Annotated in this window: 17 protein-coding genes; 12 read left to right on the top strand and 5 right to left on the bottom strand. The window is 63.9% G+C overall.

Annotation, left to right across the window (positions count from 1 at the left end):
• The first annotated feature begins 27 nt into the window (after nt 1-27).
• Together ftsZ and lpxC are read left to right on the top strand one after the other, a co-directional pair.
• Entirely contained in the window at nt 28-1,224 is a 1,197-nt protein-coding gene (gene ftsZ / locus AC25MA_RS12925; protein WP_028689734.1) for a cell division protein FtsZ, read from the top strand.
• Nucleotides 1,225-1,336: 112 nt separating this feature from the next.
• A complete protein-coding gene (gene lpxC / locus AC25MA_RS12930; protein ID WP_028689733.1) occupies nt 1,337-2,248 on the top strand; it encodes a UDP-3-O-acyl-N-acetylglucosamine deacetylase in 912 nt (303 codons plus the stop codon).
• Between the two features lie 128 nt (nt 2,249-2,376).
• Here the strand turns inward: lpxC and AC25MA_RS12935 are convergent, their stop codons facing one another.
• Nucleotides 2,377-2,832, bottom strand: a complete 456-nt coding sequence (locus tag AC25MA_RS12935) for a DUF721 domain-containing protein (RefSeq protein WP_062575066.1) — start codon at nt 2,830-2,832, stop codon at nt 2,377-2,379.
• Between the two features lie 329 nt (nt 2,833-3,161).
• Between AC25MA_RS12935 and secA the strand changes: the two genes are divergently transcribed.
• The 4 genes from secA (at nt 3,162) to AC25MA_RS12955 (ending at nt 8,955) form a co-directional block, all read left to right on the top strand.
• Entirely contained in the window at nt 3,162-5,897 is a 2,736-nt protein-coding gene (gene secA / locus AC25MA_RS12940) for a preprotein translocase subunit SecA (protein WP_486972081.1), read from the top strand.
• 172 nt (nt 5,898-6,069) lie between these two features.
• The gene (gene argJ / locus AC25MA_RS12945) at nt 6,070-7,287 is read left to right on the top strand and encodes a bifunctional glutamate N-acetyltransferase/amino-acid acetyltransferase ArgJ (protein WP_028689730.1); all 1,218 of its coding nucleotides are present in this window, start codon (nt 6,070-6,072) and stop codon (nt 7,285-7,287) included.
• A 94-nt stretch (nt 7,288-7,381) separates the two neighbouring features.
• Nucleotides 7,382-8,014: a glutathione S-transferase family protein gene (locus AC25MA_RS12950; RefSeq protein WP_028689729.1), complete on the top strand. Its 633-nt coding sequence runs from the start codon at nt 7,382-7,384 to the stop codon at nt 8,012-8,014.
• Complete coding sequence (locus AC25MA_RS12955; RefSeq protein WP_213883360.1) at nt 8,011-8,955, top strand: Nudix family hydrolase; 945 nt, start codon at nt 8,011-8,013, stop codon at nt 8,953-8,955. Before AC25MA_RS12950 ends, AC25MA_RS12955 begins: the two co-directional genes overlap by 4 nt.
• Before the next feature lie 134 nt (nt 8,956-9,089).
• Here AC25MA_RS12955 and AC25MA_RS12960 read toward each other — a convergent pair whose 3' ends face one another.
• Genes AC25MA_RS12960 through AC25MA_RS12970 form a run of 3 tightly spaced genes read right to left on the bottom strand, consistent with a single transcriptional unit; the run spans nt 9,090 to nt 12,639 of the window.
• Nucleotides 9,090-9,656, bottom strand: a complete 567-nt coding sequence (locus AC25MA_RS12960) for a cob(I)yrinic acid a,c-diamide adenosyltransferase (protein WP_186594287.1) — start codon at nt 9,654-9,656, stop codon at nt 9,090-9,092.
• Nucleotide 9,657: 1 nt separating this feature from the next.
• Nucleotides 9,658-11,685, bottom strand: coding sequence for a sensor histidine kinase (locus AC25MA_RS12965; protein ID WP_486972082.1), 2,028 nt, complete (start codon nt 11,683-11,685; stop codon nt 9,658-9,660).
• Between the two features lie 36 nt (nt 11,686-11,721).
• Nucleotides 11,722-12,639, bottom strand: a complete 918-nt coding sequence (locus AC25MA_RS12970) for a putative 2-dehydropantoate 2-reductase (RefSeq protein ID WP_028689725.1) — start codon at nt 12,637-12,639, stop codon at nt 11,722-11,724.
• A 99-nt stretch (nt 12,640-12,738) separates the two neighbouring features.
• On the opposite strand from AC25MA_RS12970, the gene AC25MA_RS12975 reads away from it, so the two are divergent.
• Complete coding sequence (locus AC25MA_RS12975) at nt 12,739-13,224, top strand: YajQ family cyclic di-GMP-binding protein (RefSeq protein ID WP_011535522.1); 486 nt, start codon at nt 12,739-12,741, stop codon at nt 13,222-13,224.
• A gap of 112 nt (nt 13,225-13,336) precedes the next feature.
• Nucleotides 13,337-14,173: a mechanosensitive ion channel family protein gene (locus AC25MA_RS12980; protein WP_069016103.1), complete on the top strand. Its 837-nt coding sequence runs from the start codon at nt 13,337-13,339 to the stop codon at nt 14,171-14,173.
• 484 nt (nt 14,174-14,657) lie between these two features.
• On the opposite strand, the gene AC25MA_RS12985 is transcribed toward AC25MA_RS12980, so the two are convergent.
• A complete protein-coding gene (locus AC25MA_RS12985) occupies nt 14,658-15,257 on the bottom strand; it encodes a LysE/ArgO family amino acid transporter (RefSeq protein WP_028689723.1) in 600 nt (199 codons plus the stop codon).
• Between the two features lie 125 nt (nt 15,258-15,382).
• On the opposite strand from AC25MA_RS12985, the gene AC25MA_RS12990 reads away from it, so the two are divergent.
• The 4 genes from AC25MA_RS12990 to AC25MA_RS13005 form a co-directional block, all read left to right on the top strand.
• Nucleotides 15,383-16,273, top strand: coding sequence for a LysR family transcriptional regulator ArgP (locus AC25MA_RS12990; RefSeq protein WP_028689722.1), 891 nt, complete (start codon nt 15,383-15,385; stop codon nt 16,271-16,273).
• A 49-nt stretch (nt 16,274-16,322) separates the two neighbouring features.
• A complete protein-coding gene (locus AC25MA_RS12995) occupies nt 16,323-17,318 on the top strand; it encodes an NAD-dependent epimerase/dehydratase family protein (RefSeq protein WP_028689721.1) in 996 nt (331 codons plus the stop codon).
• An 88-nt stretch (nt 17,319-17,406) separates the two neighbouring features.
• The gene (locus AC25MA_RS13000) at nt 17,407-18,231 is read left to right on the top strand and encodes a hypothetical protein (protein ID WP_062364078.1); all 825 of its coding nucleotides are present in this window, start codon (nt 17,407-17,409) and stop codon (nt 18,229-18,231) included.
• Between the two features lie 302 nt (nt 18,232-18,533).
• A partial coding sequence (locus tag AC25MA_RS13005) for a hypothetical protein (protein ID WP_486972083.1) occupies nt 18,534-19,286 on the top strand: 753 nt, incomplete at its 3' end.

Here is a 19,286-nt window from a genome sequence, read left to right on the forward strand (position 1 = left end):
AACTAGAGAACTGTAAGGAGAGGGAAAATGTTCGAGCTCGTAGACAACGTCCCGCAAAGTCCGGTCATCAAGGTGATCGGCGTTGGCGGTGGTGGCGGCAACGCCGTCAACCACATGGTCAAAAGCAACATCGAAGGCGTCGAGTTCATCTGCGCCAACACCGATGCCCAAGCGCTGAAGAACATCGGCGCGCGCACCATCCTGCAACTGGGCACGGGTGTGACCAAGGGCCTGGGTGCCGGCGCCAATCCGGAGGTCGGCCGTCAGGCCGCGCTGGAAGACCGTGAGCGCATCGCCGAAGTGCTGCAAGGCACCAACATGGTGTTCATCACCACCGGCATGGGGGGTGGTACCGGTACCGGCGCGGCGCCGATCATCGCCGAAGTGGCCAAGGAAATGGGCATCCTCACCGTTGCGGTGGTGACCCGTCCGTTCCCGTTCGAGGGCCGCAAGCGCATGCAGATCGCCGACGAAGGCATCCGCATGCTGGCTGAGAGCGTCGACTCGCTGATCACCATCCCCAACGAGAAGCTGCTGACCATCCTGGGCAAGGATGCAAGCCTCTTGTCCGCCTTCGCCAAGGCCGACGACGTGCTGGCCGGTGCCGTTCGCGGTATTTCCGACATCATCAAGCGTCCGGGCATGATCAACGTCGACTTCGCCGACGTGCGCACCGTGATGGGCGAGATGGGCATGGCGATGATGGGTACCGGTTGCGCCAGCGGCCCGAACCGTGCGCGCGAAGCCACCGAGGCGGCGATTCGCAACCCGCTGCTCGAGGACGTCAACCTGCAGGGCGCCCGCGGCATCCTGGTGAACATCACCGCCGGTCCCGACCTGTCGCTGGGCGAGTACTCCGACGTGGGTAGCATCATCGAGGCCTTCGCCTCCGACCACGCGATGGTCAAGGTCGGCACCGTGATCGACCCGGATATGCGCGACGAACTGCACGTGACCGTGGTGGCCACCGGCCTGGGCGCGCGCATCGAGAAGCCGGTCAAGGTGGTCGACAACACCCTGCAGACCGCCCAGCAGGCGTACGAGGCCTCCAATCCGGCCCCGGTTCGCCAGGAGCAGTCGGCGGTCAACTACCGTGACCTGGAGCGTCCGACCGTGATGCGCAACCAGGCCCACGCGGGTGCCGCGGCGGCCGCTAAACTCAACCCACAGGATGATCTGGACTACCTGGATATCCCGGCGTTCCTGCGTCGTCAGGCCGATTGATGGAATTTATCAGGGGTATTAGGGTGATTGGTGTTCAGCAAAGGCCGGGTCTGTTATCATCCCCAGCCTTTGTTGATACCTGTTCGCAATTTGCGCTGAAGCGGCCAATGCCATGATTAGACAACGCACCCTGAAGAATACCATCCGTGCCACAGGTGTCGGCCTGCACTCCGGGGAGAAGGTCTACCTGACCCTCAAGCCTGCGCCTGTCGACACCGGCATCGTCTTCCGTCGCGCCGACCTCGACCCTGTGGTCGAAATCCCGGCGCGCGCGGCCAACGTCGGCGAGACCACCATGTCGACGACGCTGGTCAACGGTGACGTCAAAGTCGATACGGTCGAGCATCTGCTCTCCGCCATGGCGGGCCTGGGCATCGATAACGCCTACGTCGAGCTCTCCGCCTCGGAAGTGCCGATCATGGATGGCAGCGCCGGACCCTTCGTATTCCTGATCCAATCGGCCGGCCTGGAAGAACAGGACGCAGCCAAGAAGTTCATCCGCATCCTGCGCGAAGTGACAGTGGAGGAGGGCGACAAGCGCGCCACTTTCCTGCCTTTCGACGGGTTCAAGGTGAGCTTCGAGATCGACTTCGATCACCCGGTCCTCAAGGGCCAGACCCAGAGCGCGGTCGTCGACTTCTCCAGCACCTCGTTCGTCAAGGAAGTCAGCCGTGCCCGCACGTTCGGCTTCATGCGTGACATCGAGTACCTGCGCAAACACAACCTTGCGCTGGGTGGCAGTGTGGAGAACGCCATCGTGGTCGACGAGACCGGCGTGCTTAACGAAGACGGCCTTCGTTCCGATGACGAATTCGTCAAGCACAAGATCCTCGACGCCATCGGCGACCTTTATCTGCTGGGCAACAGCCTGATCGGCGAGTTCAAGGGCTACAAGTCCGGGCACGCGCTGAACAACCAGCTGTTGCGCAAGCTGATCGCTGAAACCGACGCTTGGGAAGTGGTCACCTTCGAAGATGCCAGCACGGCACCGATCTCGTACATGCGCCCTGTTGCGGCCGTGTAAGTTCGAACACTCTCTCTAGTGATTAAGGCCACCTTCGGGTGGCCTTTTTTATTGGGGTGTCAAAAGATGGAGCCCAGGAGCGGGCATGACTCTCGATACGTCCGCTCACGCTATCGCGGGGACGTGTATCAGGCTTTGCCCTGCGCGTGTGCCGCCAGACGCTCCAGCGCCGCGCGCAGCTTCGGGTCGCTGATGCCTTCGGCCGAGCCGCGTATGCTGTCTGCGGCAGATTCCGAAAGCTCAGGCCCGTGACCTTCATGTTTTGCCGCCACCAGCGGCGGCTGTACCTTGAACTGGATGCGGCTCAGGTTGGCGAACGCTTCCATGGCTTGCAGCTGGCGTTGCAGGCGCTTTTGCTGGTAGCGCAGGCGGGTGGCCCAATGGCCGTCGGTCACCACCAGCAACAATGTCCCTTCCTTCCAGGAGGCCACGTGGCAGTGCTCGCGGGCGGCCGGTTGCAGCTGGCTTTCCAGCAGGCGCTGCAGGTGCTCCAGGCGTTCGGCCTGGTTGAGCAGCAGGCGCAGGGGCCGGGCCTTGCGCAACAGGTCGGCGGGGGGGCGGGCAGGGGTGGGTTTGTAGGCCATGGAGGTCTGCAGAGGGATACAGGATCAACAGTCTACCAGTTGGGCATTCATCGCGGGGCAAGCCCGCTCCCACGCCAGCGTGTGGCGAGCGGTCGCCGGATCTTGATGCAAGTCATTCGCGATACGTTTCATCTTCACGCACCTTGAACTTGCGCAAAAAGCCCCTATGTTAGTCAGGCCCCCTAAAAGCGCTGTGCCAGCATCGTGGAAATCCACCACTTTCCTCACCATCGTTTCCGGGTAGAATGCTCGTTCGCATGCGGCCTCAGGGCTGCACGGGCGACTCACGGGGCCGCCCTCCATCCCTACGTGTGGAAGATCCTGCCGATATGTTTGCGCCTTTGTTAAAAAAACTTTTTGGAAGCAAGAACGAGCGTGAAATCAAACGCATGCTCAAGACGGTGAGCACCGTCAATGCCTTCGAAGAGAAGATGGTGGCCCTCTCCGACGAGCAACTGCGGGGCAAGACCGCAGAGTTCAAGGAACGCCTGGCCAAAGGCGAGACGCTCGACCAGTTGCTGCCCGAAGCCTTCGCCGTGGCCCGCGAGGCCGGCAAGCGCGTAATGGGCATGCGTCACTTCGATGTCCAGCTGATCGGCGGCATGACCTTGCACGAAGGCATGATCGCAGAAATGCGCACCGGTGAAGGCAAGACCTTGGTCGGTACCCTGGCTGTGTACCTCAACGCGCTGTCCGGCAAGGGCGTGCACGTGGTCACCGTCAACGACTACCTGGCTCGCCGCGACGCCAACTGGATGCGTCCGCTGTACGAATTCCTCGGCCTCAACGTCGGCATCGTCTCGGCCTTCCAGCCGCCGGAAGAAAAGCGCGCCGCCTATGCCGCCGACATCACCTACGGCACCAACAACGAATTCGGTTTCGACTACCTGCGCGACAACATGGCGTTCAGCCAGGACGAGAAGTTCCAGCGTGAGCTGAACTTCGCCGTGATCGACGAAGTCGACTCGATCCTCATCGACGAAGCGCGCACCCCGCTGATCATCTCCGGCCAGGCCGAGGACAGCTCCAAGCTGTACATCGAGATCAACCGCCTGATCCCGCGCCTGACCCAGCACATCGAGGAAGTCGAAGGCAAGGTGACCCAAGAGGGCCACTACACCATCGACGAGAAGAGCCGTCAGGTCGAACTGAACGAGGCCGGCCACCAGTTCATCGAGGACATGCTGACCCAGTCCGGCCTGCTGGCCGAGGGCGAGAGCCTGTACTCGGCGCACAACCTGAGCCTGCTGACCCATGTCTACGCCGGCCTGCGCGCGCACAAGCTGTTCCACCGCAACGTCGAGTACATCGTCCAGGAAGGCCAGATCCTCCTGATCGACGAGCACACCGGCCGCACCATGCCGGGCCGCCGCCTGTCCGAAGGCCTGCACCAGGCGATCGAGGCCAAGGAAAACCTGAACATCCAGGCCGAGAGCCAGACCCTGGCCTCGACCACCTTCCAGAACTACTTCCGCCTCTACACCAAGCTGTCCGGCATGACCGGTACCGCCGACACCGAGGCATTCGAGTTCGCCCAGATCTACAACCTCAACGTGATGGTCATCCCACCGAACAAGCCGTTGGCCCGCAAGGACTTCAACGACCTGGTGTACCTGACCGCCGACGAGAAGTACGCCGCGATCATCGCCGACATCAAGGAAAGCATGGCCCATGGCCGTCCGGTCCTGGTCGGTACCGCGACCATCGAAACCTCCGAGCACATGTCCAACCTGCTCAAGAAGGAAGGTATCGACCACAAGGTCCTGAACGCCAAGTACCACGAAAAAGAAGCCGAGATCATCGCGCAAGCCGGTGCTCCGGGCGCACTGACCATCGCCACCAACATGGCCGGTCGTGGTACCGACATCCTGCTGGGCGGCAACTGGGAGGCCGAGGTGGCCGCCCTGGACAACCCGACCGCCGAACAGATCGCCCAGATCAAGGCTGACTGGCAGAAGCGTCACCAGCAGGTGCTGGAAGCCGGTGGCCTGCACGTGATCGCCTCTGAGCGCCACGAGTCGCGCCGTATCGACAACCAGCTGCGTGGCCGTGCCGGCCGTCAGGGAGACGCCGGCTCCAGCCGTTTCTACCTGTCGCTGGAAGACAGCCTGATGCGCATCTTCGCCTCCGACCGGGTGAAGAACTTCATGAAGGCGCTGGGCATGCAGTCCGGTGAGGCCATCGAGCACCGCATGGTAACCAACGCCATCGAGAAGGCGCAGCGCAAGGTCGAAGGCCGCAACTTCGACATCCGCAAGCAGCTGCTCGAATACGACGACGTGGCCAACGAGCAGCGCAAGGTGATCTACCACATGCGCAACAGCCTGCTGGCCGCCGAGAACATCGGCGACACCATCGCCGAGTTCCGCCAGGAAGTGCTCGATGCCACCATCAGCCAGCATATTCCGCCGCAATCGCTGCCCGAGCAGTGGGACGTGGCCGGCCTGGAAGCTTCGCTGGCCAGCGATTTCGCCATCAAGCTGCCGATCCAGCAGTGGCTCGACGAGGACGATCACCTCTACGAGGAGACCCTGCGCGAGCGGCTGATCAAGGAAATCACCGACGCCTACAACGAGAAGGAAGACCAGGCCGGCATCGACGCCCTGCGCACCTTCGAGAAGCAGATCCTGCTGCGCGTGCTGGACGACCTGTGGAAAGACCACCTGTCGACCATGGACCACCTGCGCCACGGTATCCACCTGCGCGGCTATGCGCAGAAGAACCCGAAGCAGGAGTACAAGCGCGAGTCGTTCACCTTGTTCCAGGAGCTGCTGGAGTCGATCAAGCGCGACACCATCCGCGTGCTCTCGCACGTCCAGGTACGCCGCGAAGATCCGGCCGAGGAAGAGGCGCGCCTGCGCCGCGAGGCCGAGGAACTGGCCAGCCGCATGCAGTTCCAGCATGCCGCCGCGCCGGGCCTGGAAGGCGAGCAGCTGGCCGAGGAGGGCGCCGAAGTCGCCGTGGCCTCCGCGCCGGTTCGCAACGACATGAAGCTGGGCCGCAACGAGCCGTGCTGGTGTGGTTCGGGCAAGAAATTCAAGCATTGCCATGGTCAGATTGAATGATCTGAACCACCTGCAGTAACGTGATACATCCAGGGCCGCTTCGCGGCCCTTTCGCGAGATAAGGCCGCTCCCGCAGGAAACGCGACAATCCTGTAGGAGCGGCCTTGTGTCGCTAATGGGGCGCGAAGCGGCCCCGTTTTTGTTCTCAACCGATTTATCTAGGAGCGCTCTAATGGCTGTTGGTCTTGGTCCCCTGCCCACCCTGCACCCGGTTCCCGGTTTCGAACTCGGTATCGCCTCGGCGGGCATCAAGCGCCCAGGGCGCAAGGATGTGGTGGTGATGCGCTGCGCCGAAGGCTCCAGCGTCGCCGGCGTGTTCACCCTCAACGCCTTTTGCGCGGCCCCGGTGATCCTTTCCAAGCAGCGTGTGCAGGGTACCGTGCGTTACCTGCTGACCAACACCGGCAACGCCAACGCCGGCACCGGCGCACCGGGCCTGGCCGCCGCCGAGCGCACCTGCGCCAAGCTGGCGGAGCTTGCCGGTGTTCCTGCTGAGTCCGTGCTGCCGTTTTCCACCGGCGTGATCGGCGAGCCGCTGCCAGTGGAGAAGATCGAAGGCGCGCTGCAGGCCGCCTTGGACAACCTGTCGGAAAACCACTGGGCCGAAGCCGCCACTGGCATCATGACCACCGACACCCTGCCCAAGGGCGCCAGCCGCCAGTTCCAGTACGACGGCAAGACCATCACCGTCACCGGCATCAGCAAGGGCGCGGGCATGATCCGTCCGAACATGGCCACCATGCTCGGCTACATCGCCACCGACGCCAAGGTCGCCCCGGCGGTGCTCAAGGACCTGATACTCGACGGTGCCAACAAGTCGTTCAACCGCATCACCATCGACGGCGACACCTCGACCAATGACTGCTGCATGCTGATCGCCACCGGCAAGGCCGATGTGCCGGAAGTGACCGAGGCCAGCGGCGCACTGTTCGAGGCGCTGAAGAAGGCGGTGTTCGAGGTGTGCATGGAGGTGGCCCAGGCCATTGTCCGCGACGGCGAAGGCGCTACCAAGTTTGTCACCGTGCAGGTCAACGGCGGTGGCAATCACCAGGAGTGCCTGGACGTCGGCTACGCCGTGGCCCACTCGCCGCTGATCAAGACCGCGCTATTCGCCTCCGATCCCAACTGGGGCCGTATCCTCGCCGCGGTCGGTCGTGCCGGCGTGCCGGCGCTGGATGTGAGCCTGATCGATGTGTACCTGGACAGCGTCTGCATCGCCAGCCAGGGCGGGCGCAGCCCGAGCTACACCGAGGACCAGGGCGCCAAGGTGATGGCCCAGGAGGAAATCACCATCCGCATCGAACTGGGCCGTGGCCAGTGCAGCGAAACAATCTGGACCACCGACCTGTCCCACGAGTACGTGAAGATCAACGCCGAATACCGCACCTGATCCATCGCGGGGCAAGCCCGGTCCCACGCAGACTGTCGTGGGAGCGGGCTTGCCCCGCGATTACTGCACACTGTCCGCAACATGGAGCCGAACCATGAGCTATCACCTGATCATCGGCGACAAGCTGTATTCCTCCTGGTCGCTGCGCGGCGCCCTGGCCCTCGAGCTGGCCGGCGTCCCCTACGAAGAAACCCTGGTCAAGCTCAACCAGCCTGACACCCGCCAGCGCCTGCTGGCCTTCTCGGCCACCGCCAAGGTGCCGTTGCTGCAAAGCGAGCATGGCGTCATCGCCGACTCCCTGGCCATCGCCGAATACCTCAACGAACGCCACCCCGAGGCCCGCCTGTGGCCCGAGGACGTTGCCGCCCGCGCCCAGGCCCGTTCGGCCTGCGCGCAGATGCACAGCGGCTTCTTTGCCCTGCGCGGTGCCATGCCATTCGACCTGTCCCGTGACGAAGCGCTGGCCGAGATGCCGTTGGACGTGCAGGTCGATATCGACCGCATCGTCGCCCTGTGGAGCGAATGCCGCTTGGTGGCCAAGGAAAACGGCCCGTTCCTGTTCGGCCGCCCGAGCTTGGCCGACGCCTTCTTCGCCCCTGTGGCCGTGCGCTTGCGCACCTACCGTGTCGCGGTGCCGGCCGAAGCGGCTGCCTACATCGAGACCATTTATCAATGGCCAGCCTTCCAGGCCTGGCAAAAAGCTGGCCTGGCGGAGCGTGAAGGGTGAAACGGATTCATGTAGTCGCAGCGGTCATTCGTGGTGCCGACGGGCGGATCCTGATCGCCCGCCGCGCCGATACCCAGCACCAGGGCGGCCTGTGGGAGTTCCCCGGCGGCAAGCTGGAGGAGGGCGAGGGCGTCGAGGCGGCGCTGGCCCGCGAGCTGCGCGAGGAGCTGGGGATCGAGGTCGCGGCTTCGCGGCCGTTGATCAAGGTCAGCCACGACTATCCGGACAAACAGGTGCTGCTGGATGTGCGTGAAGTGCACGCCTTTACTGGTGAGCCCCACGGCGCCGAAGGCCAGCCCCTGGCCTGGGTGGCGCCGCGTGACCTTGGTCAGTATGAGTTCCCCGAGGCCAACAAGCCGATCGTCGCCGCGGCGCGCCTGCCCGACCAGTATCTGATCACCCCTGACGGTCTGGAAGTGCCGGAGCTGCTCAAGGGCATCCAGAAGGCCGTGGCCAGCGGCATCAGGCTGATCCAGCTGCGCGCGCCGGACATGTACGACCCCAAGTACCGCGATGTAGCGGTGGATGCGGTCGGCCTGTGCGCGGGCAAGGCCCAATTGATGCTCAAGGGGCCGCTGGAGTGGCTGGGCGACTTCCCGTCGGCCGGCTGGCACCTGACCGCCGCGCAGTTACGCAAGTACGCGGCCAAGGGGCGGCCATTCCCGAAGGAGCGCTGGCTGGCGGCGTCCTGCCACAGTGCCGAGGAACTGGCGCTGGCCGAGCAGATGGGGGTGGACTTTGTCACCTTGTCGCCGGTGCAGGCGACCCAGACCCATCCCGAGGCGGTGCCGTTGGGGTGGGATGAAGCGCAGCGATTGATCGGCGGGATCAGCCATCCGGTGTTTCTGCTGGGCGGGGTCGGGCCTGGTGAGCGGGAGCGGGCCTGGGAGGTTGGGGCGCAGGGTGTTGCAGGGATCCGGGCGTTCTGGCCTGAGATCTGAGTAACTGGGGCCGCTTTGCGGCCCATTCGCGACACAAGGCCGCTCCCACAGGTATGGCGCAGTATTCAACGTCTGCGCGGTACCTGTGGGAGCGGCCTTGTGTCGCGATGGGCTGCGCAGCAGCCCCAGCAATCTCAGGCTTCAGGTTTGGGTGCAGGCTGCCACAATACCTCATCCACACCCTGTCGCCGCCCGATGATACGGGCCGCGACGAACAGCAGGTCCGACACCCGGTTGATATAGGCCAGCCCTACCCCCTCCAGCGGCTCCAGTGCATTCAACTGCTGGCAACGCCGTTCCGCCGCCCGCGCCGCACTGCGGCAGACATGGGCCTGGGCCACCAGCATCGAGCCCCCAGGCAGGATGAAGTTTTTCAGCGGCCCCAACTCTTCGTTCCAGCGGTCGATGGCCGCCTCCAGGCGCTCCACCTCGGCAATGTTCAACGCCTGGTAGCTGGGCATTGCCAGTTCCCCACCCAGATCGAACAAACGGTGCTGACAAGGCGCCAGTACCTCGATCAGCTCGCCAAGACCGGCCTCGGCCAGCCCGGCCAGCAGCACGCCCAACTGGCTGTTGAGGCTGTCTACCTCGCCGATCGCCTCAATCCGCGGATGGTCCTTGGGCACCCGGCGTCCGTCGCCCAGGCCGGTTTCGCCTTTGTCGCCGGTGCGGGTGTAGATCTTCGACAGGCGGTAGCCCATGTCATGTCTCCGTCTTGGTGGTGGTCGGCTGGGTCGGGTTCAGAGGTAGGCGCAGAGTGAAGCAGGTGCCCTGGCCGGGAGTGGACTGCACCTCCATCTGCCCTTTGTGGTTGTTGGTGATGATGAAGTACGACACCGACAGGCCCAGGCCGGTGCCCTGGCCGATTTCCTTGGTGGTGAAGAACGGCTCGAAGGTGCGCTTGCGCACCGTCTCGGGCATGCCGATGCCATTGTCTTCGACCTGGATCTCCGCCCACGGCGGGTTGAGCCGCGTGCGCAGGGTGATACGCCCCGGCTCGCTGGGCTGTGGGCGCTGGTGGATGGCCTGGGCGGCATTCTTCAGCAGGTTGAGCAGCACTTGTTCCAGTTCGTTGGCGGTGCAGGGCACCGGGCCCAGTTGCGGGTCGAACTGGCGGACGATGGCCTGGCCCTTGAAGTCGAATCCGATGGCCAAGTCGAAGTCGTTGCCGGCGATCTCCACGGCCTGGTCGATCAGCGCCGGCAACTCGCAAGGCGCCAGCTGGCGGTTGCTGCGGCGGCTGAAGCTGAGCATGTGGGTGACGATCTTGGCCGCCCGGGCGCCGGCCTGCTGGATGCCGTCGAGCAGTTGCGGCACTTCGCGGCTCTCCAGGTAACGGTTGACGGCCGTCAGGTCGATGCCCAGTTCGCCGGCCTGCTCCTGGTTGCGCGGCAGGTCTGGCGACAGGCGTCGGCGGATGTTCTGCACATTGTGCAGGATCGCGCCCAGTGGGTTATTGATCTCGTGGGCCATGCCTGCGGCCAGGCCGCCGACCGAGAGCATCTTTTCCGACTGCACCATCATTTCTTCCAGGGACAGGCGCTGGGTGATGTCGTCGATGCGGATCACCACGCCGCGTCCGGCGCCGCCCATCAGTGGGTAGAAGGTCAGGGCGTAGTGGCGCAGGTCCTCGCCCTTTGGCCAGGTAACCCGCTCGATCTTGGCCACCCGGTACTTCTCCACGCTCTCCTTGAGCTGCGGCAGGAAGGGCTTGAGCGGCTCGAAGGCGAGGAACACCGGCTGGTTCAGCGCCTCGTCCAGCGGCGTGCCGGAGAGCACCGTGGCCTCGTGGTTCCACTGGGTGACGTAGAGCTGCTCGTCGAGGGCGATCAGTGCCGAGGGCATGGAGTCGATGATGCTGTTCAGGTAGTTCTGAAAGCCCGTGAGCTTCTTCTCGATCTTGCTGCGCACCTGGACTTCCAGCTCCAGCTTGCGGTTGGTGTGGCGGGTTTCCTCGGCCAGACCCTGGGCCTGGTCGTAGGCGTCCTGGAACTCGTCGCGGGTGCGCTTGAGCTGCTGCTCGCGGGCCTCGATGCGCGAGAGCATGGTGTTGAACGCCTCCGCCAGGCTGCCGATCTCGTCGTCGTTGCCGCGCTGGGCGCGCAGGGCGTAGCTCTCCTCGCGGGTAACCTGGCGGGTCAGCTCTTCGAGGCGATTGATCGGCAGGGTGATCAGGCGCTTGATCTGCCGGGCGATGACCAGCCACAGCAGTATGCTGAACACCAGGATGGCCAGGCTGGCCGATAGCGTGCCGGTGTAGAACGCGGTGGGCAGCTCGCTGCTGGCCACCAGCAGCAGATGCGCGGGTGGGGCGGCGCTGCGCGGCAGGCGGATCAGCTGGGTGCTGCGAAACTCCATGAGGCGCCAGCCGTCGATGTTGCGGTAGCGCTTGGGCAGGGTTAGCGGGTCGCCGTGCTGCAGCTGGGCCAGCATCTGCCCGTCACCGCCATAGATCGCGGCGGCGCGTAGCGGCGAATAGCTGTCGAGCTCCTTGAGCAGCGCCGTGGCGTTCTCTGCCGAATCGCCGGCGCGCGCGGACATCTGCGGGTTGGAGACCAGCTTGCCGATGGTCTGCAGGGCCTGGGGCGCCATGCTTTCCTGGGTGATCCAATAGGCGGCGCTGATGAAGGCGAGGTTGGCCACCAACAGGATGGTCACCAGCAGCACCAGCAGGGCCGCCAGCAATTTCTGCCCGACCGGGAGGTTTTCCAGGCGTTGACGCAGGGTCATGGGTGAGGAGGTGTCCTGTCCTGTGGATGAATGCCGTCAGTCGCTACGCAGTCCGCGCGCCTGCAAGTTATCGACCAGGCGCCGCTGCAGCCGTTCCAGGGCCGGTACCGCCAGGTCATGGCGGTTGGCGGTACGGCAGGCGTGGCCGAGCAGGTAGTGGACCTCGGTGCGTCGGCCATGGCGGACATCCTGGTACATGGAAGAGTAGTTGGCCGCGGTGGCGAGAATCACCCGCTGCACTTCCTCATGCAGGTCGTGGGCGGCCTCGGGCTGGCCGCAACGGCGCAGCAGGTCGGCCAGTTCGTCACACAGCTGGTCGACTTCGGCCAGGTGGCCGAGCAGGCCACCGTTCTGGCAGTCGTGCAGCACGGTGAGCGGGTTGATCGCGCAGTTGAGGGCCAGTTTGCGCCACAGGCGGGTGGGGATGTCGAGCGACCACTGGGCCGGTATGCCGGCGTCATGCAGGTCTGCGAACCAGGACGGGACGTTGGGGTTGGTCGGATCACCCAGCCAGTTGAAACCGTGGCCGGCGAAGCGCACCTGCCAGTCGGCCTCGCGGAACGCGCCCTCGGTGCTGGAGGCGAAGATGCAGCGGGCGTGGGGCACCTGGTCGGCGACTTCGTCCTGGCTGCCCAGGCCGTTCTGCAACAGCACCAGTTCGGCGCCGTTGGCCAGTCTCGCGGCCAGGCGCGCCACGGCTGGCGCGGCATCGTAGGCCTTGCAGGCCACCAACAGGCGATGAATCGGCCCTTGGGCATCGAAGGTTTCCGCGGGGATCGCGTAGTGCTGGGTCTTGTCCTGTTCGAACAGCGTCAGCTTGCCTGCGCCCTGGTAACTGGACAGGCGCTGCTTATCGCGCAGGATCAGGCGGACCGCCTTGCCGGCGCGGGCCAGGCGACAGGCCCAGAGGCTGCCGAGGCTACCGGCGCCGAGAATATGCCAGGTGCTGCTCATCTGCGTTTCGCAACCCGTTATAATGAGCCCGCATTTTAACCATCAAACCCGACGCGCTCCATCTTCAAGCCGAGCGCGCTTTTTTTCTGGAGATCATCCATGCCTTCGTTCGACGTGGTATCGGAACTGGACAAGCACGAAGTGCAGAACGCCGTCGACAACGCCATCAAGGACCTCGACCGCCGTTACGACCTCAAGGGCAAGGGCACCTTCGAGTTCAAGGACAAGGAACAGACCGTGCTGCTGACCGCCGAGGAGGAGTTCCAGCTCGAGGCGATGCTGGAAATCCTGCGCCTGGCGCTGGTCAAGCGCAAGATCGACGTCAAATGCCTGGAAACCAAGGATCCCTACGCATCCGGTAAGGAAAAGAAGCAGGAAGCCAAGTTCCGCGAAGGCATCGACAAGGACCTGGCCAAGAAAATCGTCGCCACCATCAAGGACGGCAAGCTCAAGGTCCAGGCTGCCATCCAGGGCGAGCAGGTGCGCGTGACCGGCAAGAAGCGTGACGACCTGCAGGAAGCCATCGCCCTGCTGCGCACCAAGGAATTCGACATGCCGCTGCAGTTCAACAACTTCCGCGACTGATCCGCGGCGGCCCGGAACCTTGATGGCGCAGTGATGTCCATCGGGGTCCGGGCCGCTTGCTTTGCGTTGCCCGCCTCATCGTGTACTTGCCGTTCGGCATCAGGAGATAAACATGGATTTGAACGCTGAAGTCGATCAGCTGGTCCGTCAATCGCAAACCTGGCTCCCCTTGATCATGGAGTACGGCAGCCGCCTGTTGCTGGCGCTGCTGACCCTGGCCATCGGCTGGTGGACCATCAACAAGGTCAGCGCCCGCCTGGGCAAGCTGGTCGGCCTGCGCGCCGACGCGGCGCTGCAGGGCTTCATCAGCACCCTGGCCAACATCGTGCTGAAGGTGCTGCTGATGGTCAGCGTGGCCTCGATGATCGGCATCGAGACCACCTCGTTCGTCGCCGCCATCGGTGCCGCGGGCCTGGCCATCGGTCTGGCCCTGCAGGGCAGCCTTGCGAACTTCGCCGGCGGCGTGCTGATCCTGATGTTCCGCCCGTTTCGCATCGGTGACTGGATCGAGGCGCAAGGTGTCGCGGGCACCGTGGACAGCATCCAGATCTTCCACACCGTGCTGCGCACTGGCGACAACAAGACCGTGATCATGCCCAACGGCAGCCTGTCCAACGGCATCATTACCAACACCAACCGCCAGCCGACCCGTAAGGTGGTGTTCGACGTGGGCGTGGACTACGACGCCGACCTGCAGAAGGCGCGCAATGTACTGCTGGAGCTGGCCCAGGATCCGCGCGTGCTGCAGGATCCAGCGCCGCAGGCGGTGATCTCGACCCTGGGTGACAGCTCGATCACCGTGTCGCTGCGTATCTGGACCAAGACGGCCGACTACTGGGACGTGATGTTCATGCTCAACGAGCATGCCCGCGACCGTCTCAAGGCCGAAGGCATCGACATTCCGTTTCCGCAGCGGGTGATCCGTGTGGTGCAGGAGACTGTGGCGTAACACAAGCGCCTGCGAAATCGGGGCCGCAAGGCGGCTCCGGCGATCTTTGCCTATCCGCTGAAATCCTGGGGCCGCTACGCGGCCCTTTCGCGGCCCACAATGTCTAGCTGCTTTTGAACATATGGCAAGTGGCTTGGATGTTCGGGCAAGGCGCCGCGACGAGTCATGGCAGGGCTATGGCGAGGCGTGGCAACGCCGGCCGGGCGCCCAAGACGCCGCCAAAATTGAACAGCTTATTGCCGAGACAGCACACTAGCAGGGGTAGGAGCGCTCAGCGCCCGGCTGGCATTGCTCGGTTGATCAGCTGCTCCTGGCAGCCTCCGCACGATTTTTCGGTTTGCGTTGGTACACCTGATCACTTTGCAGCAGTGACCAGATAATGAGCAGATTTGTCCCCGCACGTGTGTCAGCGATGTCTCAAGTCCGTACACATCGGTAGCAGACAGGGATTGCGGGGCGAGTCCATCAATTACAGGTAAGCGGTTCAGTTGAAGATGAGCTGCGCCGCCACCGCGAACATCATCACCGCCACCATCAGGTCGAGCATCCGCCAGGTCGCAGGGCGTGCCAGCCACGGCGCCAGCCAGGCGGCGCCGATCGCCAGGGTCGAGAACCACACCAGCGAGGCACTGGCGGCGCCGGCCACGTAGGCGCCGGGCACGGTCTGCTGGGCGCCGAGGGAGCCGATAAGCAGCACGGTGTCCAGATATACGTGGGGATTGAGCAGGGTCACCGCCAGCGCGCTCAGCAGCACCGCGCGGCGCGAGCGCACGCCCTGGCCTTCCCGGTGCTGCAGGCTCTGTTTGGAAAACGCGCTGCGCAGGGCCTTGGTGCCGTACCAGATCAGGAACACCGCGCCGCCCCAGCGCGCCACGGCCAGCAGAGTAGGGTTGTGCGCCAGTACCGTGGCCAGTCCGAACACCCCGGCGGCGACCAGCAGCGCGTCACAGACCACGCACAGCACCGCCACCGGCAGGTGATGCTCACGGCGCAGGCTCTGCGCCAGGACGAAGGCGTTCTGGGCGCCGATGGCCATGATCAGGCCAAAGGCCACCAGCATGCCGTTGAGATAGCTTTGCCACATAGCGGGGACACTCCACGGGCACCGATGCGGACATCGGCGCGGATCAACAAGAAAGATGTGGCCATTGTGGCGGTTGCGGCGGTATAAGAAAAACCAATAGAGCTGATCAGTCATTAGAGAAATCGATGTTCGACTACAAGTTGCTCGCCGCCCTTGCTGCGGTGATCGAACAAGGCGGTTTCGAGCGCGCCGCCCAGGTGCTGGGGCTTTCGCAGTCGGCCATCTCGCAACGCATCAAGCTGCTCGAGGCGCGGGTCGGCCAGCCGGTGCTGGTGCGCGCCACGCCACCGAGCCCGACCGAGGTCGGCCGGCAGTTGCTCAACCATGTGCAGCAGGTGCGCCTGCTCGAGCGCGACCTGCAGCGCCAGGTGCCGGCGTTGGACGAGGAGGGCATGCCCGAGCGCCTGCGCATCGCCCTCAACGCCGACAGCCTGGCGACCTGGTGGGCCGGTGCGGTGGGGGCTTTTTGCGCGCAGCAGCAGGTGCTGCTCGACCTGGTGGTCGAAGACCAGGAGGTCGGCCTCAAGCGCATGCGCGCCGGTGAGGTCGCGGCCTGCCTGTGTGGCAGCGAACGTCCCGTTGCCGGCGCGCGCAGCCTGCCGCTGGGGTCGATGCGTTATCGTGCGCTGGCCAGCCCCGCGTTCATGGCGCGCTACTTTCCCCAAGGTTTTGCGGTCGAGCGGTTGGCCCGTGCTCCGGCGATCGTGTTTGGGCCGGACGATTTCCTCCAGCATCGCTATCTGGCGTCGTTGGGCGTGCAGGAAGGATTCCTGCACCACCTTTGCCCGTCCTCCGAAGGTTTCCTGCGCATGACCGAGGCTGGCCTGGGCTGGGGGCTGGTGCCGGAGCGGCAGGTAGCCGAACAGCTGGCCCGTGGCGAACTGGTGGAAATCTGCGCCAATACCCCCATCGACGTACCGCTGTACTGGCATCATTGGCGCAACGGCGGGCAGTTGCTCGTCCAGCTGACCGACCACCTGCGCCATTCGGCGCGGCATTGGCTGGTGCCCTTGTAGGCATATCAGGCGTCAGTTGCATCCGAAATCTGGCAAGGCGGAGTCTTACATGCGAATTCTGGTCACCGGCGCGAGCGGCTTCATCGGCGGGCGCTTTGCGCGCTTCGCCTTGGAGCAGGGCCTGGAGGTGCGGATCAATGGCCGGCGGGCGGAGGGCGTGGAGCACCTGGTCAAGCGCGGGGCGCAGTTCATCCCGGGCGACCTGGGCGATGCCGAGCTGGCCCGGCGCCTGTGCCAGGGCGTCGACGCAGTGGTGCATTGCGCCGGCGCGGTGGGCACTTGGGGCCGCTATCAGGATTTTCACCAGGGCAACGTGGTACTTACCGAGAACGTGGTCGAGGGGTGCATCAAGGAGCATGTGCGGCGCCTGGTGCACCTGTCGTCGCCGTCGATCTACTTCACTGGACGTTCGCGCCTCGACATCCGCGAGGACCAGGTACCGCGCCGCTTCCATGACCATTACGCGCTGACCAAGCACCTGGCCGAGCAGAAAGTGTTCGGCGCCCAGGAGTTCGGCTTGGAAGTGCTGGCGCTGCGCCCGCGTTTCGTCACCGGTGCCGGCGATGCGAGCATTTTCCCACGCCTGATGCGAATGCAGGCCAAGGGGCGCGTGGCGATCGTCGGCAATGGCCTGAACAAGGTCGACTTCACCAGTGTACACAACCTCAACGAGGCATTGCTCAGTGCCCTTTTCGCCGAGGAACAGGCCCTTGGCCAGGCATACAACATCAGCAACGGCCACCCGTTGCCGCTATGGGACGTGGTCAACTACGTGATGCGCCGCATGCAACTGCCGCAGGTCACCCGCTACCGCTCCCCAAGCCTGGCCTACGGCCTGGCGGCGCTCAACGAGGCCGCTTGCATGCTTTGGCCCGGGCGCCCGCTGCCGACCTTGAGCCGCACGGCAGTGCAGGTGATGAGCAAAGATTTCACCCTCGATATCAGCCGTGCCCGTCAGTACCTGGGCTACCGACCCCAGGCCGATGTGTGGTCCGCGCTGGATGAATTCTGTGCCTGGTGGCAGGCGCAGACGGGGCAACGCTGAACCTGTGGGCGGGATGATGGTCATCAGTGCGCCGCCCAGGCGGTTTATACTCATGCCTCTTTGCTACCACCCGCGGTTGAATGCACCCATGCGTAACGACGCCCACGACGACTTTGACGATGTGCCCACCCTGCGTGCCGGCACCCCTGATGACGATGAATTGCTGCCTGCCCACGTCACCCGCAGCCGCCAGAAGGCGGCGCGCCCGCACAGCAACGGCCCGCTGTGGGCCTTGCTGGGTGCCTCGTTCATCGCCTTGGGCGGACTTGGCTGGTGGAGCTTCCAGCAGATCACATTGATGGAGCAGCAACTGGTCGCGACCCAGGAAAGCTTTGCCCGCATCAGTGAGGAGGCGGCCGGGCGTTTGCAGGCGATCAGCGGCAAGGTCGATGCCAGCGAGTCCAGCAGCAGTTCCGGCAGCGAGGCGCTGAAGCTGCAGATCCGTCAGTTGCAGGCCTCGCTGGCCGAGCAGGGCAAGCAGCAGCAGGGCGTCGCCGGACAGGCGGGTGACCTGGGCAAGCGCTTGGAGCAGGTGCTGGCCGATACCCGCGAGCAGCAGAAGGCGGTGACCGAATTGCAAGGGCAACTGCAGGCGCAGCTCAAGGCAGTCAATGGCGAGCTGGCGGCGCTCAAGTCGGGCCAGGTGGATGGCGGCAAGCTGGATGGTCAGCTCAAGAGCCTGAGCAATGAGGTGGCGGCGCTGAAGAAGCAGGGCAATCCGAGCGCGGCCATCGAGAGCCTTGAGCAGGATGTGCTGGTGCTCAAGAGCCAGTTAGACAACCGCCCGGCCACTGCGGGCGGTGGCACTTCGGTGCAGGAGTTCGATGCCTTCCGTGGGCAGACGACCCGCAATATCAATACCCTGCAGAGCCAAATCCAGAACTTGCAACAGCAGATCAATGCCCGCCCTTGAACCGAGCATGAATGTGGTTACCTGAGACTTCGATCGGGTGCCATTGCCTCTGAATTTGTTTGTTTCCCGCGTTGCAGCGTTCCTTTCGGCAGACCCCGAACCCGTCTGAACCTGGCATTTTTGTCAGGTGTCGGACGGGCGGGAGTTTGTTACATCTACTAGCACGACGACGGCAGCCGTTTCCTCCCTTGCTCCTGTTCCCATCACTGGTTGGCTAGTGCCTTGTGTCGTGACTAACTCGTTGCCCCGAATCCGTGAGGGTGCAGGGCCGCGTACCTGTAGAACCGATTAGGAAAATGGCCATGAACAAGCCTGTACCCAAACAACTCAGCGGCCAGTTGCTGCGGCCCGCGGGTAAACGCTCCAGAGTGTTGTTCCCACAGGGTGGAGTGTTGGAATTCAAGGAACTGATTGTCGAGGGGCTGGTTGAGGATGGCGTCGACGATCCTGCTGAACTCTTGCCGGTGGCGGACCATAAGAAACCGTTGAAGGTGAGGGTGCCGAACTGGGATGAAGTCGAGGAAGGTATGGTCATCGCGTTGTATGTAAACGGTGACGAAGAACTCGAAGGCGTGGGCATGGCCTGGCATTCGATCACGGCCGCGGAAGCGGCGGATCCTGATTACGAGTTCTCTCTGGAACTGCCGAGTTCGTATTGGGATTACATTGCGGATGGGCAGGATCGTACCTTCCAGGTGGGTTACTCGGTTCGACCAGAGTTTTCAGGTGAATTCGAAAGAGGGCCCAACCGAGTCATCCGCATCGATAAAATGGCGCCGGGTGGCAACCCCGGCAGACTCGCGAGGCTATCGTTTGCTTCGGAGATCGAGGCCAGGAAGCACATCCTGATCACGGACTTTGTCGCTGGCATGCTTACGGTCCATGTCAGGGGTTATATGGAGCAGAAGCAGGGTGACCAGATCATGGTGACCATGACCGACGGCACCACCCCAGTGGGAAGTGTCAGATTTTTTGTGTGCGGGCCGGTAACGGCCTGCCGTCAGGCAGGCCCTGACTTTCACCAGGTCGGCCTGATGAACCGATCTCCGTACAAA

It is taken from the genome of Pseudomonas sp. P65(2024) (genome assembly GCF_057480955.1).